Annotated in this window: 7 protein-coding genes; all 7 read left to right on the plus strand. The window is 71.9% G+C overall.

Going from position 1 to position 15,423, the window contains the following annotated elements:
* Positions 1–124 precede the first annotated feature (124 nt).
* Complete coding sequence (locus tag D3869_RS17580; RefSeq protein WP_137141220.1) at positions 125–3,280, plus strand: efflux RND transporter permease subunit; 3,156 nt, start codon at positions 125–127, stop codon at positions 3,278–3,280.
* Positions 3,281–3,512: 232 nt separating this feature from the next.
* Complete coding sequence (locus D3869_RS17585) at positions 3,513–4,718, plus strand: isochorismate synthase (protein WP_137141221.1); 1,206 nt, start codon at positions 3,513–3,515, stop codon at positions 4,716–4,718.
* Entirely contained in the window at positions 4,715–6,352 is a 1,638-nt protein-coding gene (locus tag D3869_RS17590; RefSeq protein WP_137141222.1) for a (2,3-dihydroxybenzoyl)adenylate synthase, read from the plus strand. Before D3869_RS17585 ends, D3869_RS17590 begins: the two co-directional genes overlap by 4 nt.
* Positions 6,349–7,224, plus strand: coding sequence for an isochorismatase family protein (locus D3869_RS17595; protein WP_137141223.1), 876 nt, complete (start codon positions 6,349–6,351; stop codon positions 7,222–7,224). The genes D3869_RS17590 and D3869_RS17595 overlap by 4 nt, the downstream gene beginning before the upstream one ends.
* Positions 7,221–7,976 carry a 2,3-dihydro-2,3-dihydroxybenzoate dehydrogenase gene (dhbA, locus tag D3869_RS17600; protein WP_137141224.1) on the plus strand — a complete coding sequence of 252 codons (756 nt, stop codon included), beginning with the start codon at positions 7,221–7,223 and terminating at the stop codon, positions 7,974–7,976. Before D3869_RS17595 ends, dhbA begins: the two co-directional genes overlap by 4 nt.
* Before the next feature lie 25 nt (positions 7,977–8,001).
* Positions 8,002–8,208: an MbtH family protein gene (locus D3869_RS17605; protein ID WP_035679370.1), complete on the plus strand. Its 207-nt coding sequence runs from the start codon at positions 8,002–8,004 to the stop codon at positions 8,206–8,208.
* Positions 8,209–8,240: 32 nt separating this feature from the next.
* Positions 8,241–15,419, plus strand: coding sequence for a non-ribosomal peptide synthetase (locus D3869_RS17610; RefSeq protein ID WP_137141225.1), 7,179 nt, complete (start codon positions 8,241–8,243; stop codon positions 15,417–15,419).
* Positions 15,420–15,423 lie beyond the last annotated feature (4 nt).

The raw sequence follows: 15,423 nt of genomic DNA on the forward strand, positions 1-15,423 counted from the left end.
AGGGTCCTGCGAGGATCAAGGCGCTGATTCTTGGCGGCACCCTCACCCTTCCCGCGCTCCGCGCGGGCCCCTTCCCTCTCCCGGGGCGGGAGAGGGAATCTTCAAGTTCCTACCCGGAGTCACGATGACCCGCCTGATCCTGCGCAACCCGCTGGCCGCCCTGGTGTCGGTCCTGATCCTGTGCCTGCTGGGCGCGGTGTCGGTCTTCCGCATTCCGGTGCAGATGATCCCCGACATCAGCCCGCGCCGGATCATGGTGGAAACCAACTGGCCCGGCGCCACCCCGCAGGACGTCGAACAGGAAATCCTGATCGAGCAGGAAAAGTACCTGCGCGCCATCCCCGGTCTCGTCCGCCTGTCCTCCGGCGCCGAGTTCGGCGGCGGTCAGGTGGAGTTGGAGTTCCCCTCCGGCACCTCCATCGACGAGGCGTTGATCCACATCGACAACGCGCTGTCCCAGGTCACCGATTACCCGGAGACGGTGGACCGCCCGCGCATCGTCGCCGAATCCGCGACGGCGGAGCCCTTCCTGTTCTTCGGCGTCGAGCGGCTTGATGGTGCCACCGACCCGGACTCCATCCAGCGCGAGACCAACTGGATCGAGAACGTCCTGCGCCCGCGGCTGGAGCGCGTCGCCGGCGTGGCCAAGGCCGAGGTGATCGGCGGGGCCGCGCAGGAGATCCACATCCTGCTCGACCCGCTGAAGCTGTCCGCCCGCAACCTGAATGTGGGAACGGTGCGCGACGCCGTGCGGGCGCGCAACCGCGACGTCTCCGGCGGCGACCGCGACTTCGGCAAGCGCCGCTACTTCCTGCGCACCATCGGGCGCTTCACCGACCTGGAGGATCTGGCCGATCTGATCATAGCGCGCGAGAACGGCACGGCCATCCGCCTGCGCGACGTCGGATCGGTGACCATGGCGACCCAGGAGGCGCGCAGCGTCGCCTTCGCCGACGGGCGTCCCACCCTGCTCGTCACCATCGGCAAGCGGGCCGGCGCCAACGTCATCGCCGTCAAGGAGGCGGTGACCGGCGCGGTGGAGGAGCTGAACCGCCACGCCCTGAAGGAGCGCGGTCTGTCCATGCGGCTGCTGTCGGAAGACGTGCGCTACATGGAACGGTCCATCGACAATGTGCTGAGCAACCTGATCGCCGGCAGCGTTCTGGCCGCGGTGGTGCTTCTGCTGTTCCTGCGCTCCGTCCCGGCGACGGCGGCGGCGGCGGCCAGCATGCCGGTCTGCACGCTGGCGACCCTGCTGGTCCTGGCGGCGGCCGGGCGCAGCATCAATGTGATCTCGCTGTCCGGCGTCGCCTTCGCCATCGGCATGACGCTGGACAACAGCGTGGTCGCGCTGGACGCCGTCGCCCGTCACCTGCGCATGGGCAAGTCGAAGGCCGCCGCGACCGAGGACGGCATCGCCGAGGTGTGGCCGGCGATCCTGTCCTCCACCCTGACCACCGTCCTGGTCTTCCTGCCGGTGCTGTTCATCACGGCGGAGGCCGGGCAGCTCTATTCCGACATCGCCATCGCCATCACCGGCGCCGTCGTCATGTCGATGGTCGCCGCCCTGGTCCTGGTCCCCGTCGTCGCCGGGCGCTGGTCGGTGGCGTCCGCCGCCCCCTCGCACGGGCCGGCCAGGGAGGGCGCTCTCGGCGTCGCGGTGCGCTGGATGCTGCGCAGCGCCCGGCGGGAGCTGGCGATCCTCGCCGCCTCCGCCGCGGCCATGGTCGCCGTCATGCTCACCATGGTGCCGCCCGCCGAGTATCTGCCGGAGGGCGAAGAGGCCACCGTCTTCAGCTTCATGTCCGCCCCGCCCGGCTACAGCATGGAGTCGATGCAGGAGGTCTGGCGGCAGATCGACCCGCTGCTGAGCCGTCAGGTGGGCGCGGCAAGCACCGACGCCGAGACCGGCATTCCGCCGCTGCGCGTCAATCTGAGCTTCATCCGGCCCGGCTTCATCCGCTTCGTGACGGAGCCGTTGGACCCCGCCGACACCGACGCGCTGATCGCCAACGTCACCAAGCGGATGCGGGCGATTCCCGGCATGCGCGGCTTCGCCGCGCGCGGGTCGATTTTCTCCGGCAACAGTGGCGGCGCCCGCGCCATCCGGCTGGAGCTGAGCGGCGGCGACCTGACCACGCTCTACGCCACGGCGCTGACGGTGCTCGACCGCGCGGGCGACCTGTTCCCCGACGGACAGGTCAACAGCGATCCCTCCCCGCCCACGCTGGCCATGTCGCAGCCCTTCCTGGAGCTGCACCCGAACTGGGAGCGCGCGGGCGAGATGGGCATCGGGCTGGCCGAGCTGGGCTACACGCTGCGCGCCTATTCGGACGGCGCCTTCGCCGACGAGTATCTGCTGAACGACGAGACGCTGGACATCTATCTGCGGGTGGCCGGGGGCCTGGGTCGCGACCGCCAGGGCTTCGCCGATCTGGTCCTCCACACCGGCCGCGGCGCGCCGGTGCCGCTGTCCAGCCTCGCCGACCTGCGGGAAACCGTGGGAGCCTCCAGCATCGCGCGGATCGACGGCTTCCGGACGGTCACCCTGACCATCATCCCGCCGCGCTCGGTGGCGCTGGAATCCGGCATCGCCGCGGTGCGGAGCGATCTGGTGGACCGGCTGCGCGCCGAGGGCGTGATTCCCGACGGGATGAGCACCCGCATCACCGGTGCCGGCGGGTCCCTGGACGAGCTGCGCTCCGCCCTGGCCGGCGGGTTCCTGCTGGCGCTCGCCATCACCTATCTGGTTCTGGTCGCCGTCTTCTCGCACTGGGGCTATCCGCTGATCATCATGGCGGTGGTGCCCACGGGGATCGGCGGCGGGCTGGTCGGGCTGTGGCTCTACAACCTCGCCGCCGGCCTGCCGGGAGGCTTCGGCCCACCGCAGCCCTTCGACGTGCTGACGATGATGGGCTTCCTGGTGCTGGTCGGGACGGTGGTGAACAACCCCATCCTGATCGTCGAACAGGCCGCCGTGAACCGCCGGACGCACGGCATGTCCGGGGCGGAGGCCATCGCCGACGCCCTGCAAAGCCGGCTGCGCCCCATCCTGATCACCACGGTGACCACCGTCGCCGGCCTGATCCCGATGGTCGCGGTGTCCAGCGCCGGGACGGAGCTGTACCGCGGGCTGGGGCTGGTCGTGCTGTGCGGCCTGCTGATCTCCAGCCTGGTGACGGTGACGGTCCTGCCCGTGGTGCTGTCGCTGGTCTTCCGCCTGTCCGACCGGCTCGGCGCCACGACGCACGACCGGAAGGTGGCGGAAGCGGGCGACTGAGTCCAAAAGCGGGAGAAACATATCGGGTAATGCAAAAAATACTTGCGTCCCTTCGAACATAACCCTAAATTGATAATGAGAATCATTCGCAATATATGCGAACGCAATCTGCGGTCCCGGCAGAAGGCCGGCGGCGATTCCCGCGCCCGCCTGGACCGTCAACGGCGCGCTTTCATCCGACCATGTCAACGTCGTCCGCGCTCGCGGATGGACAGTGGAGGCTTGTGTTTCCATGGACGTTCTACCCCTGCCCGCCGGTGAGCGGCCGCTCGGCGGTCGTTCCGACCCGGATTTCGCCTTCGCCTCGCGCGGCCGCGTCCTGAAAGCCTATGGCGTGGATGAGCGGCTGGACGTCGCCCTCGACGACCGCAGCTTCGCCGATGGCCGGTGGGAGGAGGCGCTGGACCGCGCCTTCCGCCGCCGCAAGGCCCGGGGCGTCGAGAATCCGATCCTGGTCGGCGCCGTCCCCTTCGACGGGCGGCAGCACGCCCGCCTGTTCATCCCCGAGCATTGCGATTACGAGGACGCCGGCCGCATGGCCGCCGACCCCGACCCCATCGCCTTGAACGCTATTGAGGAAACGGTGGGACGCAACGCCTTCGAGGCGGCGGTGGCCCAGGCCATCGGCCTGTTCCGCGACACCCCTTTGAAAAAGGTCGTTCTGTCGCGCCCACTCGACGTGGAAGCGCGCGAGGCCTTCGCGCCGGGCCGCCTGCTGCGCGCCCTGCTGCGTCAGAATCCCGGCGCCCACGTCTTCGCGGCCCCGGTCGCCTACGGACAGACCCTGGTGGGCGCGAGTCCTGAACTGCTGATCCGCAAGACCGGGCGGACCGTGGTCAGCAATCCGCTGGCCGGGTCCGCCCCGCGCAGCCCGTCCGCCGAGGTGGAGCGCCAGCGCACCGCCGCCCTGCTCGCCTCCACGAAGGACCGGACCGAGCACCGCTACGTCGTCGATGCGGTGCGCGCGGCGCTCGCCGGCCATTGCAACCCTTTGTCCGTTCCGGACACCCCCAGCGTGATCCGCACCCCAACCATGCTGCACCTGTCCACCGAACTGACCGGCGAGCTGGCCGATCCCACGGTGTCGTCGCTGCGGCTCGCCCACGCGCTGCACCCGACGCCGGCGATCTGCGGCACGCCGACCGGCCTCGCCCGCGACGCCATCGACCGGCTGGAGGGCTACGCCCGCAACTGGTACGGCGGCATGGTCGGCTGGATGGACAGCCGGGGCAACGGCGAATGGGCGCTGTCCATCCGCTGCGGGCTGGTCCAGGGCCGGCATCTGCGCCTCTACGCCGGGGCCGGCGTCGTCGCGGATTCCGACCCGACGGCGGAGTGGGAGGAGACGGCGGCCAAGCTGACCACCATGCTGAACCTGTTCGGCGTCGCGTCCGCCCAGCCCTCCAACACCGACCTTCCGGTGGAGCTGGCGTCGTGACCATTCCCTTCACGCCTTGGCCCGCCGCGTTCGCGGAGCGCTACCGCGCCAAGGGCTACTGGACCGGCGACCCGCTGACCGATGTGATCGACCGCCACCGGGGCGCTGCGGCGGAGGCCACCGCGATCCTCTGCGGGGAACGCCGGTTCCGCTACACCGACCTGCAACGCCTGTCGCTCCGTCTGGCCGCGGCCTTCCGCGCCCGCGGCCTGCGGCCCGGCGACACCGCGCTGGTGCGGCTGCCCAACCGCGCGGAATTCTATCTGGTCTTCTTCGCCCTGCTGCGCTGCGGGGTGGTGCCGGTCAACGCGCTGAACAGCCACGGCGTCTACGAGCTGACCGCCTACGCGCGCCAGATCGAACCGGCGCTGGCCGTGCTGCCAGCGGTGGACCAGGCCTTGGTCACCCTGATGACGCAGACCGTCGGGCCGGAACGGCTGCTCCTGCTCGGCGCGCCGTCCGATGACGGGATCGGCGGCTTCGCCTGGGCCGACGGTGGTGCCCTGGCGGAAGACGCCGCTGGGCCGCTGCCCGTCCCCGACTTGGCCGCCGACCCGTCCGGCGTGGCCTTCTTCCAACTGTCCGGCGGCAGCACCGGCACGCCGAAGCTGATCCCGCGCACCCACGACGACTATCTCTACAGCGTCCGCCGCAGCGTCGAGATCTGCGGGCTGGACGGGTCCTGCCGCTTCCTCTGCGCCCTGCCGGCGCCGCACAACTTCACGCTCAGCTCGCCCGGCGCGCTCGGCGTGTTCCACGCCGGCGGCACGGTGGTGATGGCCGGCGACCCCAGCCCCGCCACCTGCTTCCCGCTGATCGCCCGCCACCGCGTCACCTGGGCGGCGCTGGTCCCGCCGATGCTGTCGGTCTGGCTGGAGGCCGCCGGCGGCGGCGAGGACCTGTCGAGCCTGGAGGTCGTCCAGGTGGGCGGCGCCAAGCTCAGCCCCGCCGTCGCCGAGCGGGTGCCGGAGCGGCTGGGCTGCCGTCTCCAGCAGGTCTTCGGCATGGCGGAAGGGCTGGTGAACTACACGCGGCTCGACGACGATCCCTGGACGGTGGTCAACACCCAGGGCCGTCCGATGAGCCCCGACGACGAGATCCGCATCCTCGACGCCGCCGGCCACCCGGTCCCGCCCGGCGCGGTGGGGGAGCTGTGGACCCGCGGCCCCTACACCTTTCGCGGCTATTACAAGGCCGACGCGCACAACGCCCGCGTCTTCGACGCCGAGGGCTTCTACTGCAGCGGCGATCTGGTCAGCCTGGCCCCGGGCGGCAACCTCGTCGTCTGCGGGCGCAACAAGGACCAGATCAACCGCGGCGGCGAGAAGATCGACGCGCAGGAGGTCGAGGACCTGCTGGCCGCCCACCCCGCGGTGGGCCACGCCGCCGTCGTCGCCATGCCCGACGCGCTGATGGGCGAGCGGTCCTGCGCCTTCGTGATCGCCCCGCCCGGCACGAAGCCGTCGGAGCTGCGCCGCTTCCTGCGCGGCCAGGGGCTGGCCGACTTCAAGCTGCCCGACCGCTTCGTCTTCGTCCCGGACCTGCCCAAGACCGCCGTCGGCAAGGTCGACAAGCAGACCCTGCGCGAGCGGGCGCGCCAAGACAACGCTCTCATGGAAACGACCGCATCATGACCATCCGATCCATCGCCCCCTACGCCCTGCCCACCGCGGCGGACCTGCCGCAGGACAAAGTGTCCTGGAGCGTCGACCCCGCCCGCGCGGTCCTGCTGATCCACGACATGCAGGACTATTTCGTCGGCTTCTACGGCGCGGCGAACCCGGCCATCGTCAGCTGCATCGACCGGATCGTCCGGCTGAAGCGCCATCTGAAGGCGCTGGGCGTGCCGGTCGTCTACACGGCCCAGCCGCCGGAGCAGTCCGACGCCGACCGCGGCCTGCTGAACGACATGTGGGGGCCGGGCCTGACGGCCAAGCCGGACCTCGCCGGCATCGTCGCCCCGCTGGCCCCGGACGCCGACGACCGGGTGCTGACCAAATGGCGCTACAGCGCCTTCTTCCGCGCCCCGCTGGCCGAGATGATGGCGGAGGCGGGGCGCGACCAGCTCCTGATCTGCGGGATCTACGCGCACATCGGCGTGATGCAGACCGCGCTGGACGCCTTCATGCGCGGCATCAAGCCCTTCCTGGTCGCCGACGCCATCGCCGACTTCTCGCGCGAGGACCATATGATGGCGCTGCGCTACGTCGCGCGCAACGCCGGGCGGACGATCCATTCGGACAGCGTTCTGGCCGCTCCCGCGGCGGTGCTGAGCAAGGAGGGGCTGCGGCGCATCCTGCTCGCCTCGCTGGATGAGGTACCTGGGGACGATGACAACCTGATGGATTTTGGCCTGGATTCCATCGCGGTGATGCAGGTGGTGGACCGCTGGAAGGCCGCGGGGGTCGAGGTCGGCTTCGCGGAACTGGCCGCGCAGCCGAGCATCAACGGCTGGTGGGCGCTGATCGAGCCCCGTCTGGCCGCTTCCGGGCGCGTGGCGGCATGACGGACGTCGCGGGCCGGACCGTCTGGGTGACCGGCGCCGGGCAAGGGATCGGGCGGGCCGTGGCCGATCTGTTCCATGCCCGCGGCGCCATCGTCGTCGCCTTCGACCGCCATTGGCACGACGGCGGGGAGCGGCCCTACCGCGCCGTGACGCTGGACATCGCCGACGCCGGCACGGTCGCCAAAACCTGCGAGGCGTTGTTCGCCGAGGGCACGCGGATCGACGTCCTGGCCAACGTCGCCGGCATCCTGCGCATGGGACCGGTGGAGGCGATGACCGACGCCGACTGGAGCGACACCTTCGCCGTCAACGTGGCCGGTCCCTTCCACATGATGCGGGCGGTGATCCCGGCCTTCAAAAGCGGCGGGAGCGGCGGCGCCATCGTCAGCGTGTCGTCCAACGCCGCCCATGTGCCGCGGATCGGCATGGCCGCCTACGGCGCGTCGAAGGCCGCGCTGACCAGCCTGACCATGACGGTGGGGCTGGAGCTGGCGCCCTACGGCGTGCGCTGCAACGTCGTCTCCCCCGGCTCGACCGACACGCCGATGCAGCGTGCGCTGTGGAGCGGGCCGGACGGTGCGGCGCAGACCATCCGGGGCAATCCCGACCAGCACAAGCTCGGCATCCCACTCGGCAAACTCGCCACGCCGCGCGACGTGGCGGAGACGGTCGTCTTCCTCGCCTCTCCCGCCGCCGGCCACATCACCCTGGCCGACCTTCTGGTGGACGGCGGGGCGACGCTGGGACGCTAGCCCTTTCCTTTCCAGGAATCACCCGATGACCAACGACCAGTATGTGAACCCCTTCGACGACGAGCGTCACGACTTCCTGGCGTTGGCGAACGCTGCCGGCCAGTTCAGCCTGTGGCCGTGCTTCGCCGCGGTGCCGGAGGGCTGGACCGCCGTCTTCGGCCCCGCCGGGCGCGCCGCCTGCCTCGACCACATCGAGGCCGCCTGGACCGACCTCACCCCCGCCGCCGCCTGACGGCTTTTCAAAGCAATCACGAGGACAGGGCCATGCGCATCATCCCCCTGCTGGGCACGCAACTGGGCATCTGGCTGGCGGATCAGGTCGCGGCCCGGAAGAACGCCTATGTCATCGCCCACGCCGTCGCGCTGAACGGCGCCATCGACGCCGCGCGCCTGTCCCGGGCCATCCGCGACGGGCTGGCGGAGGCCGACACGGTGACCGCAAGCTTCGCCGAGCGGGACGGCCGCGTCGTCCAGATTCTCGGTGGCGGCAACGCGGCGGCGGAGCCGGAGCGCGTGGACCTGACCAGCGCTCCCGACCCGGAAGAGGCGGCGCGCGCCATCATGGCCGACGATCTGGCCGGTGACCTGCCCGCCGACAGCGAGCGTCCGCTGTGCCGCCAGATCCTGTTCGACGTCACCGGGGCGGACGGGTCGCCGCGCTGGATCTGGTACCAGCGCTACCACCACATCATGCTGGACGGCTACAGCTTCAACGCGCTGACCCGCCGCATCGCCGATCTCTACGGCGCGGCTGTCGAGGGGCGGACGCCGGCCTCCTGCCCCTTCGTCTCCGTCGCCGCGGTGGCGGAGGAGGAAGCGGCCTATCTCGCCTCCGACGCTCTGGTCCGCGACCGCGCCTATTGGAGCGGGCTGTGCCGGGACTTTCCGGCGCCGCTGACCCTCTCGGTCCAGGGCGCCAAGCCGACCGAGCAGCAGGCCACGTCGGAGGTGGTGGCCCACGCCGCCGCCCTGCCCGACCCGCTGGCCCGCACGCTTGGCACGCTGGCGGAGCATTGCGGCGTGTCGGTCGCCGATCTGGTGATGGCCGGCATCGCCGTCTATCTGCACCGGCTGTCCGGCGATTCCCGCCCGGTGGTGGGTGTGCCCTTCATGCGGCGCATGGGTTCCGCCGCCGTCCATGCGGTGGCGCCGGTGGTCAATGTGCTGCCGGTGCGCATCGACCTGACCGGCGCCGGCACGCTGGCCGAGGCCGCCGGGCGGGTGCGGGCCGCGCTGCGGGAAGCGCGCCGACACCAGCGCTACGACGCGGAGCGCATCCCCCGCGACCTGGGTCAGGTCGGGTCGGGCAAGGCGCTCTACGGCCCGGTGGTCAATTACCGCCTGTTCGATTACGACCTCGACTTCGCGGGTGTAGAGGCAATCACCCACCATCTGGCCACCGGCCCGGTCGACGACTTCGAGTTCGGGTTGATGACCCGCGGCGGCGGCATCGCGCTGGAGCTGCGCGCCGACCGCACCCGCTACGACGCCGCGGAACTGGCCCGTCACGCCCGGCGCCTGATCCGGCTGGTCGACGCCGCGGCGGCCGGCGCTCCGCTGGACGGCCTGCCGGTGATGGACGCCGACGAGGACGCGGCCATCGCCGCGTGGTCCAGCGGTCCCGTCTTCGCCGCGCCGGAGCGCCCGGCGACCCTGGTGGAGGTTCTGGACCGCCAGTCCGCCGAGACGCCGGAGGCCACGGCGCTGGTGTTCGACGACGCCCGCATACCCTTCGCGGAGCTGTCGGGCGCTGTGTCGCAGCTGGCGCGGCTGTTGATCGCGCGCGGCGTCGGCCCCGGCGACGTGGTGGCGGTGGCGGTTCCGCGCTCCGCCGACGCGGTGGTCGCCATGCTGGCCGTGCTGGCGAGCGGCGCCACCCATCTGCCGCTGGACCTCGACTATCCCAGCGAGCGGCTGGCGATGATGTGCCAGGACGCCGGGCCGCGCTGCGCGCTGACCTGGGCCTCGGTTGCCGGGCGGCTGCCCGCCGGGCTTGAGGCGCTCTGCCTGGACGACGCCGACCTTCTGGCCGCCTGCGCCGCCCTGCCCGGCGGCCCCGTCGCGGCGGCGGAGCGCAAGGCGCCCCTGACGCCCGGCCATGTCGCCACGATCATCTTCACCTCCGGTTCCACCGGGCGCCCGAAGGGGGTGATGAACACCCACGGCGCGCTGCTGAACCTGCTGCTGTCGCACACGGCGGCGGTCTACGGTCCGGCGCTGGACGCCGTCCGGCGCCGCCACGGCGCGCGGGCCTTGAGGGCCGCGCACACCCATTCCTTTGCTTTCGATTCGTCCTGGCTGCAAATCTTCTGGATGCTGCTGGGTCAGGAGCTTCACGTCTTCGACGAGGAGATGCGGCGCGATGCCCACGCCCTGGTGCAGGAGGTGCGGAGCCGGCGCATCGACGCCATGGACCTGCCGCCGTCCTTCTGCGCGCAGATGCTGGCCTGCGGCCTGATGGAGCCGGGGCACCACCAGCCGACGCTGATCCTGATCGGCGGCGAGGCGGCCTCCCCCGCCCTGTGGACGGAGCTGCGCGGCCATGCCGATCTGATGGCGGTGAATCTCTACGGCCCGACCGAGAACACGGTGGACACGCTGCGCGCGCCCGTCACGGCGGCGGAGCGGCCGGTGGTCGGGCGCCCGGTCGGCAATGTGCGGGTCCATGTGCTGGACACCCGGCTGCGCCCGGTGCCGGTCGGCGCCGTGGGCGAGCTGTACATCGGCGGCGCCGGTCTGGCGGCGGGCTATGTGGGCCGTCCGGGACTGACCGCCCAACGCTTCGTCGCCGATCCGTTCGGCACGGGCGGGCGGCTCTACCGGACCGGCGATCTGGTGCGCTGGACCGGCGACGGGCAGATCGACTTCATCGGGCGTGCCGACCACCAGATCAAGGTCCGCGGCTACCGCATCGAGATCCCGGAGGTCGAGGCCGCCCTGCACCGCCTGCCCGGCGTGTCCGGCGCGCTGGTGGTGGCGGAGGCGGTGAACGCCAGCCACCGGCTGGTCGCCTATTGCACCCTGGCCGAGGGGGCGGATCGGACGTCCCGCGACCTGCTGCATGGGCTGCGCGAGCGGTTGCCCGACTACATGGTGCCCTCGGCGCTGGTGGTGCTGGACGCCTTCCCGCTGACCGTCAACGGCAAGGTGGACCGCGCCCGCCTGCCAGCCCCGGCGGCGGAGAGCGGCGGTGCTGCCCCCGCCACCCCGGCGGAGGCTCTGCTCTGCCGCGCCATGGCGACGGTTCTGCAGTTGCCGTCGGTGGGCGCGGATGCCGATTTCTTCGCGCTTGGCGGCGACAGCATCAGCGCCATCGCGCTGGGCAGCGCCCTGCGCGCCCACGGCTTCGAACTGCGCCCCCGCGACGTCTTCGCCGGGCGCGACCCGCGGCGCATGGCGCTCGCCCTGAAGGCGCTGGTTCCGGAAAGCCGAACCCTCGCGGCGGCGCCCGCCGTCGATCTTGCGACGCTGGAGGCCCGTCACGGCCCGGTCGCGGCTGCGGTGCCGCTGCTGCCCCTGCAGAAGGGCATGCTGTTCCAGAGCCAGCTCGGCGGAAAGGCCAGCGCCTACAACGCCTTCACCGCGCTCGACCTCGACGGGCCGCTGGACGCGGAGCGGCTGGAGCGGGCCTTCGACGCGGTGCTGCGCCGTCACCCGCAGCTCGCCGGGCTGTTCGACCATGACGTCGGCGGCGACCCGCTGCTGGTCATCCCCGCCCTGCCGGACGGCGGCGCCGGGCTGTGGCCCTTCGAACAGCACGACCTGTCCGACGGTGCGCCGGACACCCGCGCCGCGGAGCTGGCCCGCATCGAGGCTGCTGCGGCGGAGCGCGCGAACCCGACCGACCGCTTCCTGGGTCTGGTGAAGGCCATCCTCGTCCGCACCGCGCCCGACCGTCATCGGCTGCTGATCGCCGTGCATCATCTGGTGGTCGACGGCTGGTCCACGCCGCTGCTGCTGCGCGACCTGCTGACCGCCTATGCGCAGGGTCCCGACGCGCTGACACCCCCGGCCGTCGGCTATCCGGCGGTGGTCAACGGCCTGCTGGCCCGCGACCGGGCCGCGAGCCGGGCCGCCTGGGACGCGGCGCTGGCCGGTGCCACCCCGACCGTGCTGTTCGACCCGGCCCGGTCCGGCGGCGACACGCCGATGGAGGAGGCGGAGCTGGCCCTGCCGGCGGAGCTGACCGAGGCCCTCCTCTCCCGGCTGCGGGCGGAGGGGCTGACCCTGAACGCGCTGATGCAGGCGGTGTGGGGGCTGGTGCTGGGCAATCTGGCGGGGCGCGACGACGTGCTGTTCGGCACGCCGGTCTCTGGACGCTCCGCCGCCGTTCCCGGCCTGGAGGAGCAGGTCGGCCTGTTCCTGAACACGGTGCCGGTGCGGGTGGCGCTGGACCCGGCGCGGCCGCTGTGGGAGCAGCTTCCGGCCGTCCAGGAACGCCACATCGCCCTGATGGAGCATGACGGTCTGGGGCTGTCGGAGCTTCAGGCGATGGCGGGCGGCGCCGCTCTGTTCGACACGTTGCTGGTCGTGGAAAACTACCCGGACAGCGGATACGAGTCCCTCGACCTCGGCGGCGTTCGCGTTTCCGGCGTCCACAACCGCGGCTACAGCCACTACCCGCTGGCCCTGCTGGTCCTGCCGGGCCGCGAGCTGACCCTGCTGGTGGAGAGCCGCGGCGCGGTGCCCGACGCGGCGGCGCTGGCGGAGCGGGTCCGCGGCGTGCTGACCACGCTGGTCCGCCATCCCGGGACGCCCGTGGCCGCCCTGCCGACCCTGACCGAGACGGAGCGGCGGCACCTCGCCGCGGTGAACGCCACCGCGCGGGCGGTACCCCGGACCACGCTGCGCGACCTACTCGTCGCGCAGGCGGCGCGCACGCCGGACGCCGTCGCCCTGGTCGACGAGCGGGAGAGCCTGACCTTCCGCGACGTTCGAGCGCGGGTGACCGCTTTGGCCGGGCGGCTGCGCGCCCTGGGCGTGCGCCCCGGCGACGTGGTGGCGGTGGGCGTGCCGCGCTCCGCATCCCTCAGCCTGTCGATCCTCGCGGTCATCGAGGCGGGGGCGGCCTATCTGCCGCTCGACCTCGGCTATCCAGAGGAGCGGCTGGCCTTCATGCTGTCCGACGCCCGCCCGCGCGCCCTGATGACCGACGCGGCCTCGCGCCCGCTGTTCGGAAACGCGGTGCCGGTGCTGTCCGTCGATGAGGACGGCGGCGCGGTGGCCGGCTTGGTCGATGAATCGCCTGTCCCCGCGGACGGGCTGACGCCGGAGCACCCGGCCTACATCATCTACACCAGCGGCACCACGGGACGGCCCAAGGGCGTGGCGGTGTCGCACGGCGCCATCGTCAACCGCATCCTGTGGATGCAGAACGAGTATCCCCTGGGGCTGGACGACGCGATCCTGCAGAAGACGCCCTGCGGCTTCGACGTGTCGGTGTGGGAGTTCTTCTGGTCCTTCCTGGTCGGGGCGCGGCTGGTCATGGCGCCGCCCGAGGCCCACCGCGACCCGGCGGCCCTGGTCCGGCTGATCGAGGATCACCGCGTCACCACGATCCATTTCGTGCCGTCGATGCTGGCCCTGTTCACGGACAGCGTGATCGAAAGCCACGGCCCCGATGCGCCGGTCTGCGCCAGCCTGACCCGCGTCTTCTGCAGCGGCGAGGCGCTGGGGCGGAGCCTGTCGCGCGCCTTCGCCGGCCGCTTCGGCGCGGCGCTGCACAACCTCTACGGCCCGACCGAGGCGGCGGTGGACGTCACCTATTGCCCGGCGTCCGGCGCCTGGATCGAGGGGGACGGCGGCGTTCCCATCGGACGGCCGGTGTGGAACACGCAGCTCCGCATCCTCGACCACGCCCTGCGCCCAGTGCCGCCCGGCGCGGTGGGGGAGCTGCACCTGTGCGGCGACCAGCTCGCCATCGGCTATCTCGGTCGACCCGGCCTGACCGCGTCGCGCTTCGTCGCCGATCCCTTCGATGCGGGGCGGCGCATGTACCGCACGGGCGACCTCGCCCGCTGGCTGCCGGACGGCTCGGTCGAGTATCTGGGCCGCACCGACCATCAGGTGAAGATCCGCGGCCAGCGCATCGAGCTGGGCGAGATCGAGAGCGCGCTGGCCGCCCTGCCCGGCGTGGCCCAGGCGGTGGTGTCCGCCGTGGCGCTGGGCGACGGCGGGTCCGAGCCGGGCATGGACCGGCGCCAGCTCGTCGCCCATCTCGTCCCGGCGGCGGGGCAAACGGTGGACGAGGCCGCCATCCGCGCCGCCCTGCAGGACACGCTGCCGCCGCACATGCTCCCCGTCGCCTATGTCACCCTGGACTCCCTCCCCCTGTCGCCGAACGGCAAGCTGGACCGCAAGGCCCTGCCCCTGCCCGCAGCGGGCGCCCAGACGGCCGCCGCGGGCCGGTCCCCGGCGCCGGGGCTGGAAAGCCGTCTGGCGGTCCTCTTCGCCGAACTGCTGGAACTGGAGCGGATCGGCGCGGACGATGATTTCTTCGCCATCGGCGGCCATTCGCTGCTGGCGATGCGGCTGGCGGCGCGCATCCGCCGCGACCTGGGCCAGCCGGTGGCGGTCAGCCAGATCATGATCGCTCCAACCGTCGCCCGCCTGGCCGCCCTGCTGTCCGAAGCGGGCGGGCGTGACGAGCCGGAGAATCTCGGTTTCGCCCCGGTCATCCACCTACGCGACGGGTCGGGGCCGCCGCTGATCTGCCTCTATCCGGGGTCCGGCCTGTCCTGGCAGTACAGCGTCCTGTCGCGTTACGTGAGCGGCGACCGGCCCATCATCGGCCTGCAATCGCCCCGCCCCAACGGCCCGCTGGCGCTCAGCGCCGACCTCGACGAGCTGTGCGACCGCCAGCTCGCCATCCTGCGCGAGGTCCAGCCGCGGGGGCCTTACCATCTGCTGGGCTATTCGCTGGGCGGCACGGTGGCCTATGGGCTGGCGGCGCGGCTGCGGCGGCTGGGCGAGCGGGTGGACTTCCTCGGCCTGCTCGACACCTACCCGGCGGAGGCGCACGACTGGAGCGGGCTTGGCCGCACCGACACCGATCAGGCGGCGGAACGCGAGCAGGAACAGTTCCTCAGCGACGCCCTGGCCGACGTGATGGACGAGGATCTGCGGCGCGAGAAGGTGGAGATGTTCGGCCACATCTTCGGCAACTACAAGGACGCCGTGCGGGTCCTGTCCAAGGCCCGCACCCCGTCCTACGACGGTGAACTGACGCTGTTCGTCGCGGAGAAGTCGATCCCGCCGGAGATCGATCCGGAGGGAAGCTGGGCGGGCCGCGTCGGGCGCCTGTCGGTGCACCGCCTGTCGCACTGCTCGCATGAGGACATCATCGCGCCGGCCTCGCTTCGGATCGTCGGCCCCTTGCTCGACCGGGTGATCGCGGCAGCGGCCACCGACGCGGAACCGGTCCGTGCTGCGGTGGGCGGGTGACGCG

This window comes from Azospirillum brasilense (assembly GCF_005222205.1).
GTDB classification, from domain to species: Bacteria; Pseudomonadota; Alphaproteobacteria; order Azospirillales; family Azospirillaceae; genus Azospirillum; species Azospirillum brasilense_G.

Bases quoted from the DNA above. Each gene is read 5' to 3' on its own strand.
- D3869_RS17580 (WP_137141220.1), top strand. From the start codon at position 125: ATGACCCGCCTGATCCTGCGCAACCCGCTGGCCGCCCTGGTGTCGGTC.
- D3869_RS17585 (WP_137141221.1), top strand. From the start codon at position 3,513: ATGGACGTTCTACCCCTGCCCGCCGGTGAGCGGCCGCTCGGCGGTCGT.
- D3869_RS17595 (WP_137141223.1), top strand. From the start codon at position 6,349: ATGACCATCCGATCCATCGCCCCCTACGCCCTGCCCACCGCGGCGGAC.
- dhbA (WP_137141224.1), top strand. From the start codon at position 7,221: ATGACGGACGTCGCGGGCCGGACCGTCTGGGTGACCGGCGCCGGGCAA.
- D3869_RS17605 (WP_035679370.1), top strand. From the start codon at position 8,002: ATGACCAACGACCAGTATGTGAACCCCTTCGACGACGAGCGTCACGAC.
- D3869_RS17610 (WP_137141225.1), top strand. From the start codon at position 8,241: ATGCGCATCATCCCCCTGCTGGGCACGCAACTGGGCATCTGGCTGGCG.